Origin of the sequence: Priestia sp. YIM B13486 (genome assembly GCF_042787865.1) — a bacterium.
In the GTDB taxonomy this organism is placed as follows: Bacteria; Bacillota; Bacilli; order Bacillales; family Bacillaceae_H; genus Priestia; species Priestia megaterium.
Map to the genome: position 1 here is coordinate 1 of NZ_JBHZOZ010000004.1, position 18,817 is coordinate 18,817.

The following is an 18,817-nucleotide window of genomic DNA, read 5'->3' on the forward strand; positions in this document are numbered from 1 at the left end:
TTCTACTAAGTTCAATACAACTTCTGGTACCACTCCCTTTCCAACTCTTTGTACTTTTTTAAGACTTCAATCTGTTGCTTTAAATATCGATTTTCAGCTTCTAACTTTGATGGAGTATCTTGAGAATGAGCTCCTTTTCGAGGAGTGTATGTTTGCCCAACGGGCTGTGCCAGGCGATAGGATTCTCCATTTCTATGCCACCTCATCCATGTTTTGAGCTGTGTATAGTTGCGGATCTGTAAAGTTTCCATAACTTCTTTGATTGGTATTCCTGCCAATCTCATTTCAATTGCTTTTAATTTCACTTCTACTGGATAGCTAACTCTTTTTCCCATAGAAAAAACACCTCCAAGTTATTGTTAGGTACTACATACCCGTTTTTTACTTAAAGGTGTTTTTTTATTTGTCTCACTCTATGGGGTCAGTCCCCATAGGCTCAATGGTTTTTTATGCTACTTATTTTCAGCAGGCACTACTTTTTCATTTATTTTAACCACAATTTGTTCATCTCGTTCATCTTTGAGATAGCTCTTTTGATAAAAAGAATGTTCATTAGGCGGTCCAATCACAACCGTATCCGTAATCGGAGCAACGGCTTCTGCTACTTCGCTTGCGCTTACTCCGTATGCTTTTTGAAACACGATCGGAGGCGTTAAGCGCAGCACGTCGGATCCTTCTGTAGATTCGAATTGATCATTGTTAAAAAAGAGATGAAGATGCGCTTCTTCCGATAAGGGCTCAATCCAATGCCACCAGCCCATCGGTATAAAAACAACTTCCCCTTCTTTTATCCGATAATTGTGCATGCTGCTTGTATCAGGGTCTAAAATAGATACCTGCACTTCACCTGAAACGACGATATCTAATTCCCACGCGTTTGGGTGCCAGTGCGGTTCTCTCATATGCCCTTTCGTCATATATAAATCAACAAAAGCACCTCCGAGCATTGCAGGCAGCTGAGTTGAGGTTAGTTGATACGCTATATTTTGATCGTTTCGTTTGAACAGGACATTTTGCTTATAATTCACTGACAGATTAGGCGTTCCTGAGCTTTTTTTGATATTTGAATTATCCGGCACAAATCCAGATTTACTCATAGTGTCATACCCTCTTTTCATCAAAAAGTTATATGCACTATCCTATTAAAACTTTTAGCTAAGGGTGTTTTAATTAGGAAAAATAAAAAACGAGCGTTTCCACTCGTTTTTTATCCGACAAGACGTTCAATTTTCTTTTTCTTCCATACAAATTGATAATAGCTGTACTGCAGGATTAAGCTGACCACAAACGCCGCTGGATATCCAATCCAAATCCCTTTGATCGCAAGAGATGTAAACTGGGATAACACGTAGGCTACGGGCACTTCTACACACCAAATAGCCATAATGCTAAATACCGTAGGCCAAAGCACCGTACCGCTTGCTCGCATCGTAGCGGTAATAATTTGCGCATGACCGAAAATCAAATAGCTCCAAAGTGTTATCACTAACAGCTCTTCGGCAATATGGAGCGTATGCTGACTTGTTAAAAACAGAGCTAAAATTTGATTAGAAAAGAGATAAATAAGTAAAATCAATACGCTGCCAATAACGTAATTCAGCATAATTCCAGAGCGGATAACTTCTTTTAAACGCTCAAATTTATTGGCGCCAATCGACTGCGCCGCAAAAATAGAAACCGCAATTCCTAAGCTGATTGCCGGCATTTGTACATAGCTTGCCACTTGGTTCACCGCTCCGTACGCTGCTGTAGCGTCTGAGCCAAATCCATTTACAAACGTAATAACCGCAATTTCAGAAAGAGAAACTAAAATCATATTGATACTCGCTGGAATCCCTAAACGCATAAGCAGCTTTAAAAGCGTTCCGTCCATTTTTAATGAAATAGATGAGTCAAACTTTAACGGATGATTTTTCTTGCGTAAATAGATAATCATAATAATGAACGTTAATACAGTTGAAAACACCGTTGCATACGCAGCGCCGTACACTCCAAGCTTTGGCACTCCGATCCATCCAAAAATTAAAATCGGCAGGAAACTGATGTTTAAGACCGTACTCACAACTAAAAAGTAAAAAGGCGTTTTAGAGTCTCCGGTTCCGCGCATAAACGTCGTATAAACAAAGTATAAAAACAAAACAGGAATTGCCACAAACAAAATGCGCGCATAGTGAACCGTTACGTCAATAATATTAGCCGGCGTTCCCATAATCCGAAGAATATCCGGAGCAAATATGCTTCCCAAAACAGCAAGCACAATTCCGACTAAAAAGGTAAACGTGAGCGTGGTACCGATAATTTCTTTGACTCGTTTTTCGTTTTGTGCCCCGTACGCTTGCCCGATTAAAATGGAACTTCCTGAACCAATTCCAATCGAAAACGACACGAGCAGAAAAAACAGAGGAAAAAAAGCGGAAATAGCGGCTAACGCATCAACTCCAAGCGCTCTTCCGACAATAATACTTCCCGCCAGCTGCCCAACTGACTGCATGGCGTTACTTAACATGAGTGGAATCAAAAACACAAGCATCAGCTTACTGACGGATTTTTCTGATTCCACTGCTTCACTTTTAACATCTTGATTCTTCACACCTATTTCTCCTTTGTATCAGCTTTCGGCGAATGATAGCCTTTTTCGCCGTAAGGCTGCAGCTTCTCTAACCATTTCGCTTCCAGTTTCAGCAAATCCTTTTTTGAAAGTGCTTTTTCTTCTTCTCTTTTAATCGTTTCCAGCATCTCAATTGAAAAAGCATCCGCTCCGTACGTATTCCACTCGTTTTGAAGCTCTTTATTTTGATGAGTGTTCGTCTTTAACGTGAACTTTACGCCGTTTAACGTTTTGATGTTAGGCGTAGAGCCAATGTAAATCTTATCGTTTTGAAGGTTTTTTATTTGATACACGCCGCCTTCTGTTTTTACTTCTTTCGCTAGCTGCTTCATTTGCTTTTTATAGTCTTTTGAGTCCATATTCATCCCTGTCTCTCCTTTTCTCCAGTAGCTGCTTCCGTCTGCGCTGCGCTCTAAGAAACCGTACTCAATTAAATAGCGACGCAGCACGGCGTAGTCATCATAAAAAGGTGTTAACATATCGTTCACTTCTTTTTCGGTATACGTGCTACCAAAATCAAAATGTCCGCTTAATTCTTCAAGAACAACCAGACGGTGTTTTTCTTGCAAGTGAAAGGTGCGAAGAGGTCCGTTCAAGCCTTGCGGAAAATTCTTCGCTAAAATTTTTTCACGCTCTTCATCACTGACGCTGTAGCGCTGACTTCTTCTAGGCGCCGTATTTGTTACGGGTGCCGTCTTCTCTTCTTGACCGTCGTTTAACAGTTCCATCAGCGTTAAAAACACTTTTGCCTGACGCTCTTTTTTCTTTAAAGTAAAGCGGTGATTTCGAATGGTCGATGAACTGCCAATTCCCATTTCTTTTTGAATATCACTATCGCTTTTTCCTTCTTTAAAAAACTTCACTAAATTTTTTTGATGATCAGACAGACCCGTTACCTCTTTATCAAGCTCTATTAAATGATGGAATACAGACCCGTGCTGCTGTTCTACATGAAGCTTCATATAGCGTTTTGCTTCATAAAAAACACCTTCCACCGGATAAATAATGCCTTTTTCAATGCTTTCACCGCATAGTAAGCAGTGGTAGTGATCTTCGCTTTCCCCGTACCCTTTCTTCATATCTTCAAAAGATGATTCCCAAAACAAATCGTTTACCATATAAATAGACACCTTTCTTATTTGTTTATTAATTTATAAACAAATATATTATATGTTTATTATTATGTCAAACTTATGTTTATGATACACAAAAAAACAGCAGTTTTCACTGCTGTTTCTTGTTCCATTCACTTAAATATGGAAAATCCTTAGATACGACAGGCTCATTATTTAAAAGCGTAATTAACTCCAAACTGTTACCGTCAGGGTCATTAAAATACACGCAAGCCGCTGGCATCCACGTATGAACAATCGGCTCTGTTTGAGGCTTTCCAAACGACGTCTTTTCCGGTTCAATGCCTTTTGAACGCAGCCACGTTAACGCTTCATGAATATCTGCTGCTTCAATACCAAAAGCAAAATGACTTCTTTTCAACTCTTTTTCATCGGTTTCCCAAAGTCCAAGCATCTGCTTTTGTTCCCCAACAAAGAAAAAAGCACAGCGCCTCTCTTCAATTTTATGAACAAACGTCAGCCCAAGACGTCTATAAAACTCAATCGAATTCTCCAAATTCCGCACCTGCACATGCGTCTCATAAATACTCTTAATCATAGCCTTCCCTACATCCTTTTCTACTACTATAAGCCATCACACACCAAACAGCTTCCTAACAAAGAATGAAAAATTATCAGTCTTAAGAACGAGAAACCCCAACATAAACACGCAGCCTTGAAATTCCGCAGAGCACTATGGGTAGGTAGGTTTTGACTAAGATTTTAACCTTAGGTCTAAAAAAACCCCCATGGCTGCACTCTAGCCATGGGGGTTTTTCTACATCGATAAATTAAGCGTGTGCTTTTGCGAGGCCGATACAGATACCGCCTGAAATAATCAGTACACTCGCAAGAGATACATAGAATAATTGACGCTTTGTTTTCTTTTCTCCCAAGAAGACAATACCGCCAAAAATTGAAATAACGATACCCATTTGCGATAATGAAAAGCTTGTTGCTACGCCTAGTCTTGATTGAGATAAGAATAAGAACATGTTTCCAGATGCCCAGATTAGACCTGGTAAGATATTACGAATCGTATATTTGTTAAATGGCTTATGTTTGTATGTAATGATTAAACCGCCAATTAACATACCGATTGCTTGCGGGAATAAAGCTGCCCATGCGTCTACGTTGAAGATACGTGCGATAACTACGTAAACTAAGAACCCAAGACTTGAAATGATAAGAGTGATAACTCCTTTTTTCGTTTGTCCCGGAGCCCCTTGTGCTCCTTCTTTTTTACCGTCTAATGAAGAAAGCACCACGCCTGCTAGTATTAAAAGAATCGCAATAGATCCAAGCACAATCGTTTGAAGCGTTGACCATTCTTTAAATACAATAACACCAAAAAGAGCTGTTGATACTAATTGCATACCCGTTGAAATCGGCATTGACTTTGAAACACCAAGGTATGGAACACTTTTAAACTGATTGCTTTGACCTACTGACCAGAACAAACCTGAAACAATTCCGACAATAACGAGCGTTGGCGTTAACACCGGCTGCACAATCATAAACTGAACAAATGAAAGAATCAAAGCTCCAATAATTGTTCCCAGCGTTTGACTGTAAGGTCCACCGCCCATCTTCATACTAACTAAAATCATGCTTCCCCACGCAACGGAAGGAAGAACACCTAGCAAAATATCCATCTTTCTCTTAACCTACTTTCCTATTTCTAATCTATGTACATCGTATGTAACGACCTGCTGCTTTTCTCTCATCAAGGGCAAAAGCCAAGCACTCATACTCCCTCGAATATTCCCCCAAAGGTCCACTTATGCGGATGAGCCTCCCCCGCAAGGGGGGCAGCATCCGCTTAGGTCTAGAAGGTTTGATAGGACTGCTCTTTAGTCCTGTCAAACTTTCTACATCGATAAATATATAACGTTTTCATAAATAGTGGTAAAACTGCTATTTCTTGCTGCTCGTATTATACTAACACGAACATTTATTATTTAGCTAGAAATTTTTTTGATTATTTTTTAAAAACAGAAAAAAATTTTTTCTTCTTACTCCGCAGTTTGCTTCTCCCTCTTATGTGATCTGCAATCAGCAGAAACTAGCGCCTCTGCTGATTGAAAATAAGAAGAGATAAAGCCTTTTCATTTTAGTTAGCTACAGGCTTGCAAAATTGCTCTACTACTTCTTTGGCTGGAATTGAGCTGATCGCACCTTTTCCAGTTGTCGTTAAGGCACCGCTTGCATTTGCAAAACGTAAAATAGCATCGTGGTCAGAGTCAAGAATAGCCGTTAAGTTTTCTTGTGACACATCGCGGCTTAATAGCTGATAAAGGAATCCGCCAATAAACGCATCTCCTGCACCTGTTGTATCAACAACTGCTACTTTGTAACCGTTTGATTCATAGACAGCTTGTTTTGTATAAAGCGTTGCGCCTTCTGCACCTTTTGTGAACACAACTACTTGAACATCACCTGTAAATAGAGACTGAATCGCTTGCTGTTCATCTTCAATGCCTGTGATAAACGATAGCTCGTCGTCTGAAATTTTGACAATGTGCGCTTGAGGAATAAATTCTAAAATCGTTTGACGGCATAGCTCATGGTCTTTCCACAGCGGAAGACGTACATTTGGATCAAAGCTGATAACGCCGCCTTTTTCTTTCATGCTTTTAATCGCTTTCATATGAGCGTATTTCATAGGGCTTTCAACTAAATCAACCGAACAGAAGTGAAGAACATCGTTGCTTGCAAACCAATCAGAGTTAATTTCGTCTTCTGTTAGTAATAAATCTGCTGAAGGATTACGATAGAAGCTGAAATCTCTTTCTCCGTCTTCACGCAGGGAAACGAAAGCTAAAGCTGTGTTTGCTTCTTCTGTACGATAGACCATATCAGTACCTACTCCTACTTCACGAAGCGTATCTACTAGAAAGTCTCCAAACGCATCTTCTCCAACTTTTGTAATAAGCGCTGACTCATTACCGTATGTAGCAACAACTGCTGCAACGTTTGCCGGCGCTCCGCCTGGCACACGCGTAAACGATTCCACTTCTTTCAATTGAAGACCTTTTTGAGCTGGAATCATATCAATTAATACTTCACCGATACTAAATAACTTACCCATTCTATTCACCTTACTTTTCTTTTTGTCATATTGTCATACTATGTTCCAAAAAATCCTTAAATCAAATTATACGTCCCAAACATCTTTTTCGTAAAGAGAAATTTCCAATTTATTTTAAAAAAATCACAAATTATCGTTTTTTTCTCACAATGTTTTATTGGTTAATTCCGTTCCATCCCTTATCAAACCTGAGATTGAAATGACTTTCTTACACAAAGGTCGCGGAATAAAAAAAGTTAATTTCCAGTTTAAACTGTTTATTTATTCATTTTTCGTTCGACATCTCTTCTCTTATTTCCTGTTTATTCGCCGTGAATATGCAAATAATGATAAAAATTCGCGTTTTTACCCCTATTTAAGAAGGAATGGCTTAAAATGTGTCGAATAGACTTAGGTAGGTATATGACATTATGTATGTTACACTAAATACAAGGCAAGGAAGGGAGAATCAGTCATGAAAATCAATGTTTTTCTAGACGACTATCGCAAATGCCCTGACGGTCATGTTTTAGCCGAAACGATTGATGAATGTATTGATCTGCTAAGATCATTCGATGTTGAACATTTATCACTCGATCACGATTTACTGAGTAAGACACGGAATGGATTAATGCTCGTGCATTTTATGGTAAAGCATCATTTATATGCCGATCGAATTACGATTCACTCCGCTAATCATTCAGGCAGCAAAGCAATGTACAACTGCTTTAAGGACGCTCAAAAAGAGCATAAAATGCCAAACAACATTAAAATTCTAAGATGCCCTCTGCCTCTTCGATGATACCTGCACCCTCACACATTCATTTCAACAGAATCTGTCCGATTCAATTCTCACAGACATCCTGTTTTTATAAAATGAAGAACGATACTGCTTGTTCGATACGTATAGATGTGAATACGCTTTAAGCAGTTTATATTATATAGAAGAAACCGCTCTAAAATACCGTGATGATAGCTTTTAAAAGCAGACTACATGGTACAAAGAGCGGTTTTTTGCTATTTAGACAGTTTAGCAGAATCCAAGTCCGCTGAGAGAGCAGCCGGCTGTTTTGCGTTTTCCTTCAGCTGCCTAGCGTTCACGAACCAGTAAATGCTTCCCACAAACAGACCTCCCCCTACGATGTTTCCGAGTGTAACGGGAATTAAATTATGAAATAGTCCAGCAGCCGAAATCGCATCAGGATGCGGAAGCAATAAAGCTAGACCAAGAAACGTCATATTTGCCACGCTGTGCTCGTATCCTGATGCAACAAATGCAAACAGCATCCAAAAAATGAGCATGATCTTTGCCGCATCGCTTTTAGTGCGCGCAGCCGTCCAAATTGCCAGGCAAACAAGCCAGTTGCAAAGAATGCCGCGAAAAAATAATTCACTGACCGGCAAATTCATTTTTTTAGCTGCCAGCGTCATAAGTAAATGGTTCGGTTCAATTCCTTTAAACAAACCGGTTCCGGTAATTAACAAACAAAGCCCAAACGCACCTATCGCATTTCCGATAAAACACCACGTCCAGTTTTTGAACGTATCTTTCCATGTCGTGACTCCCGATAGCGTACTGACTGTATAAACCATATGATTCCCCGTAAACAATTCAGCTCCTGCAAATACGACAAGCAGAAGAGCAACAGCAAAAGATAACCCCATCACAAGAGAAACGACCGGTAAAGAAGCAGAGGCCAAAGGTGCTCCTACCGATAGAGCTAATATAACGCCAAGTCCTACGTAAGCACCCGCTAGCACAGCTAACAGCAAATAACTCGGCAAATGATCATTCACAAGCTTCGTCTTTTCACGGGCTAACTCATTCATTGACTGCAGTGAATTCTTAAACAAAAGTGTTTCCTCCTTTTATTCATCTTAGACGCATACTTTTTCTTCTGTTTTTTCCAAAAACCAAGAAAGAGCAGAAGCTTGCTTCACCACTTCACCAATCACAATCATCGCGGGATTACTCACTTGCTGTTCAGCAGCCGTGTCTACAATTGTGCCAAGCGTGCCTGTAACCGTGCGCTGATAAATAGACGTACCTTGTTCAATAAGCGCGGCCGGCGTATCCGCGCTTTTTCCGGCGTCTAAAAGCTGACGGCAAATATATGGCAAGTTTTTAACGCCCATATAAATCGCAAGCGTATCAACTCCTTTTGCTAAATGCTCCCAGCGAATACTTTCCGGCTTGCCGCTCAAGCAGTGTCCCGTCACAACGGCAAACGAACGGCTCAGCTCACGATGCGTCACAGGAATTCCAGCATACGCCGGTGCCGCAATTCCCGCTGTAATACCCGGAACGATTTCAAATGGAATTGTATGCTGAGCGAGCACTTCTGCTTCTTCACCGCCTCTTCCGAAAATAAACGGATCTCCGCCTTTTAACCGCACGACGGTGTTTCCTTTTCTTGCGTAGAATACAAGCAAATCATGAATATCATCTTGAGAAACGCAGTGATCACCAGGCTTTTTCCCGCAGTAGACGAGTTCAGCTCCTTCTTTTGCATACTGAAGAAGAACAGGGTTCACTAATCGGTCGTATAAAATAACATCTGCTTTTTCTAAACATTTGGCTGCTTTTATCGTTAGTAAATCTGGATCTCCTGGTCCGGCTCCTACAATGTACACTTTTCCTGTTCTCATTTTTGCTTCGCTCCTTTTAGTTTGTTCCCTTGAATTTTTGTGGCGCGTTGAAAATCAACGCGCCACGTTACTTATTCTTCAATTAAAAGATACAGCAAATCTCCTTCAACAGCCGCTTCGTACGTGTCGACACATCCGCTGTCAGGCTCTTGCACGTTACCGTCATGCAAGCAAATTTTCCAGTCATGCATCGGACAGAACACCGAGTCGCCGCTCACGATTCCTTCACTTAACACCCCGCCTTTATGCGGACAGCGATTTTCAATTGCCCGTATTTTTCCGCTTGATAGCTTAAACACCGCAATTTCTTTTCCGTTTACTTTCACTGTTTTTCCTAGGCTTACCGGAAAATCATGAATCGACCCTACGCATACTTTTGTAATGTTTTTATTCACCATCTTTATTTCCCCCCACCTTTATGATGTGACAACTGTTTCGAATAGCTCTTTTTTCGTCTTTTTGCTTTCGACGATTTCTTTCCAAGGATCACGGTACGTAGATAACGCTTCGTCCATACGCATATTCAGCTCTCTTCTCGTCTCAGCGTCATCAAGCACGGACTGAATGTGCGAAAGTCCCATGCGCTCAATCCATGCAGACGTACGCTCTAAGTAATTAGCCGTTTCTCGGTAATACTGCAAATAAGCTCCTGTGATGTCCATCAATTCTTCGTCTGTTTTTACTTTATACAATAAATCTCCGCCGCGAAGATGCGTACCTCCATTTCCGCCCACGTAAATTTCCCAGCCGCCGTCAATTCCAATAAAGCCAATATCTTTAATACCTGACTCAGCACAGCTTCTCGGACAAGCAGATACAGCCATTTTCACTTTATGAGGCGTCCATAGTCCTTCAAATTTTTTCTCAAGCGCAATTCCAACGCCCATTGAATCCTGCGTGCCAAAACGGCAAAACTGTTCCCCGACGCATGTTTTCACCGTCCGCAGCGACTTGCCGTACGCGTAGCCAGAAGGCATATCTAACTCTTCCCATACGCTAGGCAAATCTTCTTTTTTAACACCAAACAAATCAAGACGCTGACCACCCGTCACTTTTACGAGCGGAATTTCATATTTATCAACAACATCTGCAATTTTTCGTAAATCTTCTGCATTTGTGACGCCTCCGTACATGCGAGGAACAACAGAATACGTGCCGTCTTTTTGAATATTTGCATGCATGCGTTCATTCACAAATCGTGATTCGCGTTCATCAATGTATCCGGTTGGATTCACCATACCTAAATAATAGTTTAGCGCCGGACGGCATTTCGAACAGCCTTCTTCATTATTCCAGCCAAGTACATTCATCACTTCACGCGTATGCGAAAGGCCTTTTGCTTTGATTTCTTCGACAACTTCATCTCGTGAAAGAGTCGTACAGCCGCAAATCGCTTCTTTTTGAATCGCCGCGTCAAAGTCAGCGCCAAGAGTATGCTGAAGCACTTCCGCTACAAGCGGCTTACATCCTCCGCAGGAGCGAGAGGCACTTGTACAAGCTTTGATTTCATCAACCGATGAGCATCCTTGCTTTTGAATAGCTTCCACAATCGTACCTTTTGTTACGCCGTTACAGCCGCAAATAATATCATCCGCGCTCATGCTTGCTACTAAGCTTTCACCGGCGTTACCGCCAGATGGCTGTAAAATCGAAACTTTTGCGACATCGGATACATCTTCTTGCTTTTGTATCATTGAAAACAGTCGATTTCCGTCACTGCTGTCTCCAAAAAGAACGGCTCCTACGATTTGATTGCCTCGTAAAACAAGCTTTTTATAAATGCCGTCTTGTTCATCGAACACTTTGATCGCTTTTTTCTCTTCATCTTCCGTGAAGTCTCCTGCTGAGAACACTTCAACACCTGATACTTTTAGCTGTGTTGATAAAACCGATCCTTCATAAGGCACTTTTTCTGCACCGCAAATCGCTTTTGCTAATGCTTTTCCTTGTTCATACAGAGGTGCCACCAGTCCGTATACCATTCCTCTATGCTCTGCACATTCTCCAACCGCGTAGATGTTTGAAATATCCGTTTGCATAAAGTCATTCACAACAATTCCTCGATTTACGTTAAGTCCCGCTTCTTTTGCAAGCTGAACATTTGGCTTAATTCCAACGGCCATCACGACTAAATCAGCTTCTAAAAACGTCCCGTCTTTAAAAGATAATCCTTCAACTCGCTCATCGCCGACGATTTCCGCCGTTTGTTTTTCAAGCAAAAACTTCATACCTTGTTTTTCTAATTCGTTTTGAAGCAATTTGCCCGCTGTTGGATCAAGCTGACGTTCCATTAAATACGGAGCTAAGTGAATCACAGATACGTCCATCCCCAGATTTAACAGTCCGCGCGCTGCTTCTAATCCAAGCAGTCCGCCTCCAATAACCGCTGCTTTTTTATACTGCTGAGAAGCCTGCAGCATTTCATCCGTGTCTTTTATATCTCGAAAAGCCGTCACTCCTTTTTTATCAGATCCTGGAATCGGAAGAATAAAAGGAAGAGAGCCCGTTGCTAAAATTAACTCATCATACGATTCTACTCTCCCACTGTTTGTCGCTACTTCTTTTTTTACTGAATCGATACTCGTAACCGTTTCGTTCGTATATAATGTAATATTGTTTTCTTGATACCAGTTCCAATCGTTTAACGTAATGTCTTCAACATTCGTATCTCCTTGCAGCACTTTTGATAGTAAAATACGATTATAGTTCGGATGCGGCTCGCTTCCGAAAATCGTAATTTCAAACGCTTCGTTTGAAACCTTCAATACTTCTTCAATCGCTCGAACTCCAGCCATTCCATTTCCAATCAATACGAGTTTCTTTTTTTGCATCTTCCATTCCTCCCCTGGCGTCTATACCTGCTTGTTTCAAAGATATATTTTCTATGCATCTTTAAAGATATATTTAAGATATATGAATTTTCTGAATCATTCAACTTATATGTTAGGTTATCTAACACATTTATGTTATGTATGCGATTCCATTGCTTTAACAGCAAGTAAAAAAAATAAATGGTCTAATTACGTTTTAATTGAGATCATTCTTTGCATTTTATTTTGTGATGTTTTTCACAACATTAATTTAGCAAGAATAAATAACCTGAGCTATGATAAAAATCACTCCTATTAAAAATGATTAATAATTTTAGAGTTTCGTTCTAAAAACTATAAAAAGACAAGCCCTATTCCACATATAATAGGGCTTGCCTTTTTATTTTCCCGTAAACCAATTCACAACGTACTCTCCCCACACTTCATTTCCTTTTCTCGTTAAATTACCGCTGTCTTTATTTATATACTCTCCTAAATGAAACGGCCAAATGAGCGAGTGATTCATATAATATACCCAGTTTGCTTCAGACACTCCCCTGATTGCTTCTACCCCTTCTTCATAGGACTCCGTTTGTGAAATATATGGCTGTGACGGCTGAATCATAAGGGTTTTTTTCAAGTCTTTGAGCTGATAAATCAGCTTGTCTGTATTTTCAAGCGTATCATCTAGCGTAAGGTGCTGATAGTCATTTTTAAGAGGTGCTTCAAAAAGAATAATGTTTGGCTGAAGTTGATCAATTTGATCGGCAATATGTGAGGATAAAAGCTCATCAGTTGTTTGACTGCCGTATGAAAGGGTTTTGATCGTAAATACATCACTTCCATATGTAGCTGCTAGCTCTTTTTTTAACTGTTGAGGCCACCCCGCTTCCTTCGCGGATGTGGCAATTACAAGAGTAAGAGGCTTTTTATTTGCAATAGATGACTCGATTTGCTTTGTGATAAAGTCTGGAAGATTTTTTGTATAAGCAGATACATCAGAAAATTATTTTCTTTATGTACAACAGCAGTTTTTACTTCACTTGCCTGCGCTTCCGTTTGCTCTTGCCAGTGCTGCGTCCCCGTATATCTTCCGTTTCTTTTATATCTCGAAAAGCCGTAACTCCTTTTTTATCTGATCCTGGAATCGGAAGAATAAAAGGAAGAGAACCCGTTGCTAAAATTAATCCATCATATGATTCTACTCTGCCACTGTTTGTCGCTACTTCTTTTTTTACTGAATCGATACTAGTAACCGTTTTGCCCGTATATAATGTAATATTGTTTTCTTGATACCAGTTCCAATCGTTTAGCGTAATGTCTTCAACATTCGTATTTCCTTGCAGCACTTTTGATAGTAAAATACGATTATAGTTCGGATGCGGCTCGCTTCCGAAAATCGTAATCTCAAATGCTTCGTTTGAAACCTTCAATACTTCTTCAATCGCTCGAACTCCAGCCATTCCATTTCCAATCAATACGAGTTTCTTTTTTTGCATCTTCCATTCCTCCCCTGGCGTCTATACCTGCTTGTTTCAAAGATATATTTTCTATGCATCTTTAAAGATACATTTAAGGTATATGAATTTTCTGAATCATTAAACTTATGTGTTAGGTTATCTAACATATAAGTTTTATGTATGCGATTACAATGTTGGAATATAAAGAAAAAATATTTATACGAAAAGTCTCTCATAGGGAATAGAATGCTTTTGAAGATGCTTAAAATAACGGAAACTTAGTCTCAAAAACTTATTTTTTACATGTTTTTACAGACTAAGTATAGTAGAATATAATTTAAATTATATTCTTACAGAAAAAGGCAAACTAATTGAAAAGTTAGGACGCAAAACTACAGATCTACGGTTTTTACACTATGATGGCTGAGTTTCCTTTACTAAAGGAGCAGACTTGATGGAAAAGCTGAACAAAGTATTTGATAACGAACTAGATAAAGAATGGCTACAACTTATTTACGAAGCAAAACAGCTGGGCTTATCTAGCAAAGAAATTAAGGATTTTTTACAACAAAATAAAGCACGATAATAAAAAAACCATTAGAACTTAGGTTCTAATGGTTTTTTTGCTGCTACCTATACTTTTATTTTCTAGAGATTTTTGTTTAAGAAACTCTTCAAACTCATTCTTCGTTATATTTGAATCCATTGCTTCCTTAACAAGGGCCATCCATTCTGGAGGAAGCAACATATCATTTTTTTCATTAATATCCATTTTATCCCTTCTTTCAACCTTTCTAATTATAAATCAAATTCTGTTGCAATATAACCCTCATACCTATTTTTTTACGTTAATGTAATAAAATTATACTAAACTCCCTAAACTATTATGTCAGTAAAACAGACATTATTCTAGAGAAAAATCGCTTTTTTGTTTCTGATAAAGAACATTTTTTGATTTTGTTCTTTATTAAGGTTTACCAACCGAGGATTTTTTTGTATAATTAACTCAAATTTTGTAATATTAATCCATTTTATTTAGGAGGACCATAATGCCCTTATCTTATTCTTTAAAACGAATTAAAACACCTTTGCAGTTTTTTGGTATTACGCTTTATAAATGCCCAAGCACCGGCTCTTATTATTATAAAAGCAGAGCAAACCGACATTTAAAAAAAGTAAGATAACGTAAGAGCTTGAATGAAGTTCTCTTATCCTGGCTTAGAGGGCTTCATTCAATTATTTTTGTCTGGCAATAGTTCGGGAAGACGTCTGATAACTTACAATTCAATCTATTTTTTCTTTATCGGTGAACCAATTTACTAAATAGGCTCCCCATACTTCACCTCCTTTCTTTGTTAATCTCCCATCGTTTTTATTGATATACTCTCCTAAATGAAACGGCCAAATAAGCGAATGATTTAAATAGTGAACCCAATTTTCTTCTGCCACTCCCCGAATAGCTTCTACCCCTTCTTCATAGGACTCCGTCTGGGAAATGTACGGCTGAGACGGTTGAAGCATCAGAGTTTTTTTCAAGTCTTTAAGCTGATGAATCAGTGTCTCTGTATTTTTAAGCGTATCGTCTAACGTAAGCTTCTGATAATCATTTTTAAGAGGTGCTTCAAATAAAATAATATTTGGCTGAAGTTGATTAATTTGATTCACAATATGTGAGGATAAAAGCTCACCAGTTGTTTGGCTGCCGTATGAAAGTGTTTTAACAGTGAATACATCACTTCCATATGTAGCTTCTAGCTCTTTCTTTAACTGCTGAGGCCACCCTGCTTCCTTTGCGGATGTGGCAATTACAAGAGTCAGAGGCTTTTTATTTGCGATAGATGACTGGATTTGCTTTGTGATAAAGTCTGGAAGATTTTTTGTATAAGCAGATACATCGGAAAACTGTTTTTCTTTATGTACAACAGCAGTTTTTACTTCACTTGCCTGCGCTTCCGTTTGCTCCTGCCAGTGCTGCGTCCCCGCATACATCACCGCACCGCACAAAACAGCCGCTGCCACATTTACCCCAACCATCGCCTTCATTCAATCTCCCCTTTACCCCTTTTTAAAAACAACTATATTCTCTCCACCAAACTCACATTCAATAGAATACATAAATAGACAACAAGAAAATACTTCACTGAATGTACCCTAGAAGGTTCACCTATGCGGCAGGCGCAAACCCGCAAGGGAGGGTGACTGCCGCTTAGGTCTAGCAACTCTACCATCACTGCTCTTCCGTGATGGTAGAGTTGCTACATCGATAATAGATATAGAAATAATTATAGATTAGTAGAATTTGGAATGGGGGACCTTTCGTACGTAAAATCTCTACAAATACACGTATACTTCGCATATTTCCTAGCGAAACGTGAAGTTTCTGGGGAAATTACGTCACGTTTCTTAAAAAGAAAACATAATGTACGCTCATTCGCGTATATGACCTGTCCCTTATACAGTAGAGATACCGGCGGAATACAGCAAAAACGCGTTTTTGAAAAAGGAATGCTATATGCAAAAAAGCTCATTTGATCAAATCGCTTCATCCTTTCATCCATTAATTGTGTCGATGATTAAAAGATTTCATATTTACAAAGACTTCGATGAATATTATCAAGTTGCTTTAATTGGTTTGTGGAGAGCTTACCAAAAATTTGATGAAAGCAAGGGTTCTTTTTCCGCTTATGCTTACACAACCGTGCGCGGTACTATCCTTTCCTATTTAAAAGGAAATGCATTGCGTGAAGAACGAGAAACTCCTGCTGAATATGATTTACTTGCGTTAAATGAAGACCCTGCTCCTATTATTCCGTTAGAAGCTGATACAATTAACCAATATATCGAACATCTCACCCCTAGAGAAAAAATCTATGTAATAGAATACTTGCTTGAAGGATATTCTTATAAAGAAATTGCATACAAATATCACGTATCAACAGGAGCCGTTAAGAACTGGGGAAAGACAGCCCGTAAAAAACTAAAGGTCCTGCTTCTTCAAGAATAAAAAGTAAGATAGGGGAAGCTTGTTTAAGCTTCCTCTCAACACACCGGGACCAAAATATTGACCTTATGTAAACAAGTTCGTTTGATAAAACGAACAGATTAAGAAAAAAAAAGCTGACTTTCTAAGCAATAGTTTCGAATAACTGCTGCTCTCGCTAACTTTTTTTCTAAACTGTAATAGGAAAGTTTGACAGTAATGAACGTGTCGTCTTTGAAGTAAATAACCGTAGAATTTGAACTAACTGAAGCAAGCGTATGTGAAGTATGAACATGAGAGGAAAAAATCCAAGCGCAGCTGTAGTCATTGGGCGAAGATGTAGGAAACGCAATAATGGCTTGTGAACGACTAATGACAAGAGGCGTAAGCTGTTTGTACGGAAACATTTTTCGAACGGCAGCGATGGAACCTTTGAACGTACTTAATTCTCGAATACATGCTTCTTCTAATAGTTGTTTACATGTCTTGCTTATCATATATTCTCCTGTTTCATCTAGCACCTTCGTGCGGTAAATAGGATCATTCACGGGAACCAGTGCTTTTGTTGTCAAACTAATTCGATAATTTTCATTATTTGTCATACATCTACCCCCTTTTGCTACTTTATCACTATTCTATACTATCGAAATAAGGAAAATCTAGTATTTTTTTCTCATTATTTGAAATTTTTTTGTATTTCATTGTAGATAAGAACAAAAGCGCTGAAGCCAGCGCTTTTCTTTTAAATAAAAATGTCTAAAATAAGAACCATTGCAAACGCTGCAAATGATAGAATCGTTTCCATCACTGTCCACGTTTTTAACGTTTGAGCCACTGACATATTGAAGAATTCTTTAATTAACCAGAAGCCAGAATCATTTACGTGTGATAACATTACAGAACCCGCGCCTGTTGCTAGCACCAATAGCTCTGGGCTTACGTTTGGCATGGTTGCTGCAATTGGTGCTACAATACCTGCTGCTGTTGTCATTGCTACTGTTGCTGAACCAACTGCTGCACGAATTAACCCTGCAATCACAAACGCTAGCACGATAGGAGAAAGATGTGCATCTTGAGCAAATCCTGCAATCGCGTCACCTACACCGCTTGCTGTTAAAATTTTATTAAAACCGCCTCCTGCACCGATGATTAAAATAATCGAAGCAACCGGTCCAAGACATTCATTTGTGAATTTTAATAAATCATCTTTGTTGTATCCTCTTGCAAAACCGAACGAATAGAAAGCAAATACTAGCGAAATTAACAGCGCTACGATTGGACTTCCGATAAAGTTTGTTACGTAGCGAATCGTACTTGTTTCTGGATAAACGAACCCAGTGATCGTTGCTAAAAGCATTAATAGGACCGGTAGTAAAATCGTGAATAACGTAATTCCGAAGCCAGGAAGATCTTTATGCTTCGACTCTGTGAACTGCTCCATGATTTCACCCGTTGGCTCTACGTGAACACGGCGTGAAATGAACGATCCATAAATAGGACCCGCTACGGCTGCAGCTGGAAATGCCACAACTAATGAATACAAAATTGTTTTACCTAAATCTGCTTTAAAGATATCCACCGCTAGCATCGCTGCCGGATGCGGAGGTACCAAACTGTGAACAACGGCTAAACCGGCAATTAATGATAAACCGATTTTAATAAGTGACGTACCCGTATGCTTGGCAATTACAAACACAAGCGGAATTAATAACACAACACCAACTTGGAAAAAGACCGGGATACCGCAAATAACGGCTACAACCATCATTGCCCAGTGTACGTTCTTTTCACCGAATACTTTAATTAACGTGCGGGCAATACGCTCGGCTCCGCCTGACTCTGCCATCATTTTACCTAACATCGTTCCAAGACCAAGAACAATCGCGATAAATCCTAAGACGCTCGCTACTCCTTCTTGAAAAGCCGTTACGATATCAGGCAGCTTCATTCCTGAAATAAGACCCATAAACAAAGCCGCGAGAATTAGCGCTACGAACGGATTTGTTTTAAATTTGGCAATTAAAAAGATAAGTCCAACAATCGATACAATCGCATACAGCAAAAGACTTGCTTCATGACTTAATCCGAATACTGAATTCATATGTTCATCCCCTTAGTGTGACCATTT

The 18,817-nt window shown here is 39.4% G+C and carries 20 protein-coding genes, 1 pseudogene and 1 riboswitch; of the genes and pseudogenes, 4 read left to right on the forward strand and 17 right to left on the reverse strand.

Annotated elements, in window-relative coordinates:
- Positions 1 to 11 precede the first annotated feature (11 nt).
- The 7 genes from ACFX4G_RS12040 to ACFX4G_RS12070 form a co-directional block, all read right to left on the reverse strand.
- Positions 12 to 335 (reverse strand): hypothetical protein, encoded by a 324-nt coding sequence (locus ACFX4G_RS12040; RefSeq protein WP_025751423.1) that lies wholly within the window; start codon positions 333 to 335, stop codon positions 12 to 14.
- Between the two features lie 117 nt (positions 336 to 452).
- Positions 453 to 1,097, reverse strand: coding sequence for a cupin domain-containing protein (locus ACFX4G_RS12045; RefSeq protein WP_377574904.1), 645 nt, complete (start codon positions 1,095 to 1,097; stop codon positions 453 to 455).
- Positions 1,098 to 1,207: 110 nt separating this feature from the next.
- Complete coding sequence (locus tag ACFX4G_RS12050) at positions 1,208 to 2,530, reverse strand: MATE family efflux transporter (protein WP_237074788.1); 1,323 nt, start codon at positions 2,528 to 2,530, stop codon at positions 1,208 to 1,210.
- A 62-nt stretch (positions 2,531 to 2,592) separates the two neighbouring features.
- Positions 2,593 to 3,726 carry a DUF2087 domain-containing protein gene (locus tag ACFX4G_RS12055; RefSeq protein WP_377574907.1) on the reverse strand — a complete coding sequence of 378 codons (1,134 nt, stop codon included), beginning with the start codon at positions 3,724 to 3,726 and terminating at the stop codon, positions 2,593 to 2,595.
- Positions 3,727 to 3,832: 106 nt separating this feature from the next.
- Positions 3,833 to 4,279 (reverse strand): VOC family protein, encoded by a 447-nt coding sequence (locus ACFX4G_RS12060; RefSeq protein ID WP_377574910.1) that lies wholly within the window; start codon positions 4,277 to 4,279, stop codon positions 3,833 to 3,835.
- 232 nt (positions 4,280 to 4,511) lie between these two features.
- Positions 4,512 to 5,375, reverse strand: a complete 864-nt coding sequence (locus ACFX4G_RS12065; protein ID WP_013055866.1) for a GRP family sugar transporter — start codon at positions 5,373 to 5,375, stop codon at positions 4,512 to 4,514.
- A gap of 458 nt (positions 5,376 to 5,833) precedes the next feature.
- Positions 5,834 to 6,811: a carbohydrate kinase family protein gene (locus ACFX4G_RS12070; RefSeq protein ID WP_377574913.1), complete on the reverse strand. Its 978-nt coding sequence runs from the start codon at positions 6,809 to 6,811 to the stop codon at positions 5,834 to 5,836.
- Positions 6,812 to 7,265: 454 nt separating this feature from the next.
- Here ACFX4G_RS12070 and ACFX4G_RS12075 point away from each other — a divergent pair, with 454 nt between their 5' ends.
- Positions 7,266 to 7,592, forward strand: a complete 327-nt coding sequence (locus tag ACFX4G_RS12075) for a cyclic-phosphate processing receiver domain-containing protein (protein WP_025749520.1) — start codon at positions 7,266 to 7,268, stop codon at positions 7,590 to 7,592.
- A 215-nt stretch (positions 7,593 to 7,807) separates the two neighbouring features.
- Here ACFX4G_RS12075 and ACFX4G_RS12080 read toward each other — a convergent pair whose 3' ends face one another.
- The 6 genes and pseudogenes from ACFX4G_RS12080 to ACFX4G_RS12105 form a co-directional block, all read right to left on the reverse strand.
- Positions 7,808 to 8,644 (reverse strand): formate/nitrite transporter family protein, encoded by an 837-nt coding sequence (locus tag ACFX4G_RS12080; protein ID WP_377574916.1) that lies wholly within the window; start codon positions 8,642 to 8,644, stop codon positions 7,808 to 7,810.
- 24 nt (positions 8,645 to 8,668) lie between these two features.
- Positions 8,669 to 9,439: a uroporphyrinogen-III C-methyltransferase gene (cobA, locus tag ACFX4G_RS12085; RefSeq protein WP_377574919.1), complete on the reverse strand. Its 771-nt coding sequence runs from the start codon at positions 9,437 to 9,439 to the stop codon at positions 8,669 to 8,671.
- A 71-nt stretch (positions 9,440 to 9,510) separates the two neighbouring features.
- Entirely contained in the window at positions 9,511 to 9,837 is a 327-nt protein-coding gene (nirD, locus tag ACFX4G_RS12090) for a nitrite reductase small subunit NirD (protein WP_264387927.1), read from the reverse strand.
- 18 nt (positions 9,838 to 9,855) lie between these two features.
- Positions 9,856 to 12,270 carry a nitrite reductase large subunit NirB gene (nirB, locus tag ACFX4G_RS12095; protein ID WP_377574923.1) on the reverse strand — a complete coding sequence of 805 codons (2,415 nt, stop codon included), beginning with the start codon at positions 12,268 to 12,270 and terminating at the stop codon, positions 9,856 to 9,858.
- Positions 12,271 to 12,649: 379 nt separating this feature from the next.
- Complete coding sequence (locus ACFX4G_RS12100; protein ID WP_377574926.1) at positions 12,650 to 12,874, reverse strand: hypothetical protein; 225 nt, start codon at positions 12,872 to 12,874, stop codon at positions 12,650 to 12,652.
- Between the two features lie 460 nt (positions 12,875 to 13,334).
- Positions 13,335 to 13,748, reverse strand: a pseudogene (locus ACFX4G_RS12105) (FAD-dependent oxidoreductase); the annotation flags it as partial.
- A 312-nt stretch (positions 13,749 to 14,060) separates the two neighbouring features.
- Positions 14,061 to 14,145, forward strand: a riboswitch (cyclic di-GMP riboswitch).
- A gap of 18 nt (positions 14,146 to 14,163) precedes the next feature.
- Between ACFX4G_RS12105 and ACFX4G_RS12110 the strand changes: the two are divergent.
- A complete protein-coding gene (locus ACFX4G_RS12110; protein WP_063247617.1) occupies positions 14,164 to 14,295 on the forward strand; it encodes an anti-repressor SinI family protein in 132 nt (43 codons plus the stop codon).
- Positions 14,296 to 14,313: 18 nt separating this feature from the next.
- On the opposite strand, the gene ACFX4G_RS12115 is transcribed toward ACFX4G_RS12110, so the two are convergent.
- A complete protein-coding gene (locus ACFX4G_RS12115; RefSeq protein WP_377574929.1) occupies positions 14,314 to 14,481 on the reverse strand; it encodes an anti-repressor SinI family protein in 168 nt (55 codons plus the stop codon).
- 277 nt (positions 14,482 to 14,758) lie between these two features.
- Between ACFX4G_RS12115 and ACFX4G_RS12120 the strand changes: the two genes are divergently transcribed.
- Positions 14,759 to 14,893: a hypothetical protein gene (locus ACFX4G_RS12120; protein ID WP_328125783.1), complete on the forward strand. Its 135-nt coding sequence runs from the start codon at positions 14,759 to 14,761 to the stop codon at positions 14,891 to 14,893.
- A 100-nt stretch (positions 14,894 to 14,993) separates the two neighbouring features.
- On the opposite strand, the gene ACFX4G_RS12125 is transcribed toward ACFX4G_RS12120, so the two are convergent.
- Entirely contained in the window at positions 14,994 to 15,752 is a 759-nt protein-coding gene (locus ACFX4G_RS12125) for an SGNH/GDSL hydrolase family protein (RefSeq protein WP_377574934.1), read from the reverse strand.
- 469 nt (positions 15,753 to 16,221) lie between these two features.
- Between ACFX4G_RS12125 and ACFX4G_RS12130 the strand changes: the two genes are divergently transcribed.
- Entirely contained in the window at positions 16,222 to 16,713 is a 492-nt protein-coding gene (locus ACFX4G_RS12130) for a sigma-70 family RNA polymerase sigma factor (RefSeq protein WP_377574937.1), read from the forward strand.
- Between the two features lie 98 nt (positions 16,714 to 16,811).
- On the opposite strand, the gene ACFX4G_RS12135 is transcribed toward ACFX4G_RS12130, so the two are convergent.
- Positions 16,812 to 17,291: a competence protein ComK gene (locus tag ACFX4G_RS12135; protein WP_162213795.1), complete on the reverse strand. Its 480-nt coding sequence runs from the start codon at positions 17,289 to 17,291 to the stop codon at positions 16,812 to 16,814.
- A gap of 140 nt (positions 17,292 to 17,431) precedes the next feature.
- A complete protein-coding gene (locus ACFX4G_RS12140) occupies positions 17,432 to 18,790 on the reverse strand; it encodes a GntT/GntP/DsdX family permease (protein ID WP_034271198.1) in 1,359 nt (452 codons plus the stop codon).
- Between the last annotated feature and the right edge of the window lie 27 nt (positions 18,791 to 18,817).

Coding starts and splice junctions, on each gene's coding strand:
- nirB (WP_377574923.1), bottom strand. CDS start 12,270: ATGCAAAAAAAGAAACTCGTATTGATTGGAAATGGAATGGCTGGAGTT.
- cobA (WP_377574919.1), bottom strand. CDS start 9,439: ATGAGAACAGGAAAAGTGTACATTGTAGGAGCCGGACCAGGAGATCCA.
- ACFX4G_RS12120 (WP_328125783.1), top strand. CDS start 14,759: ATGCCCTTATCTTATTCTTTAAAACGAATTAAAACACCTTTGCAGTTT.
- ACFX4G_RS12130 (WP_377574937.1), top strand. CDS start 16,222: ATGCAAAAAAGCTCATTTGATCAAATCGCTTCATCCTTTCATCCATTA.
- ACFX4G_RS12140 (WP_034271198.1), bottom strand. CDS start 18,790: ATGAATTCAGTATTCGGATTAAGTCATGAAGCAAGTCTTTTGCTGTAT.
- ACFX4G_RS12045 (WP_377574904.1), bottom strand. CDS start 1,097: ATGAGTAAATCTGGATTTGTGCCGGATAATTCAAATATCAAAAAAAGC.
- ACFX4G_RS12055 (WP_377574907.1), bottom strand. CDS start 3,726: ATGGTAAACGATTTGTTTTGGGAATCATCTTTTGAAGATATGAAGAAA.
- ACFX4G_RS12125 (WP_377574934.1), bottom strand. CDS start 15,752: ATGAAGGCGATGGTTGGGGTAAATGTGGCAGCGGCTGTTTTGTGCGGT.
- nirD (WP_264387927.1), bottom strand. CDS start 9,837: ATGGTGAATAAAAACATTACAAAAGTATGCGTAGGGTCGATTCATGAT.
- ACFX4G_RS12075 (WP_025749520.1), top strand. CDS start 7,266: ATGAAAATCAATGTTTTTCTAGACGACTATCGCAAATGCCCTGACGGT.
- ACFX4G_RS12065 (WP_013055866.1), bottom strand. CDS start 5,375: ATGGATATTTTGCTAGGTGTTCTTCCTTCCGTTGCGTGGGGAAGCATG.
- ACFX4G_RS12040 (WP_025751423.1), bottom strand. CDS start 335: ATGGGAAAAAGAGTTAGCTATCCAGTAGAAGTGAAATTAAAAGCAATT.
- ACFX4G_RS12050 (WP_237074788.1), bottom strand. CDS start 2,530: ATGCTTGTGTTTTTGATTCCACTCATGTTAAGTAACGCCATGCAGTCA.
- ACFX4G_RS12100 (WP_377574926.1), bottom strand. CDS start 12,874: ATGATTCAGCCGTCACAGCCATATATTTCACAAACGGAGTCCTATGAA.
- ACFX4G_RS12070 (WP_377574913.1), bottom strand. CDS start 6,811: ATGGGTAAGTTATTTAGTATCGGTGAAGTATTAATTGATATGATTCCA.
- ACFX4G_RS12115 (WP_377574929.1), bottom strand. CDS start 14,481: ATGGATATTAATGAAAAAAATGATATGTTGCTTCCTCCAGAATGGATG.
- ACFX4G_RS12135 (WP_162213795.1), bottom strand. CDS start 17,291: ATGACAAATAATGAAAATTATCGAATTAGTTTGACAACAAAAGCACTG.
- ACFX4G_RS12110 (WP_063247617.1), top strand. CDS start 14,164: ATGGAAAAGCTGAACAAAGTATTTGATAACGAACTAGATAAAGAATGG.
- ACFX4G_RS12060 (WP_377574910.1), bottom strand. CDS start 4,279: ATGATTAAGAGTATTTATGAGACGCATGTGCAGGTGCGGAATTTGGAG.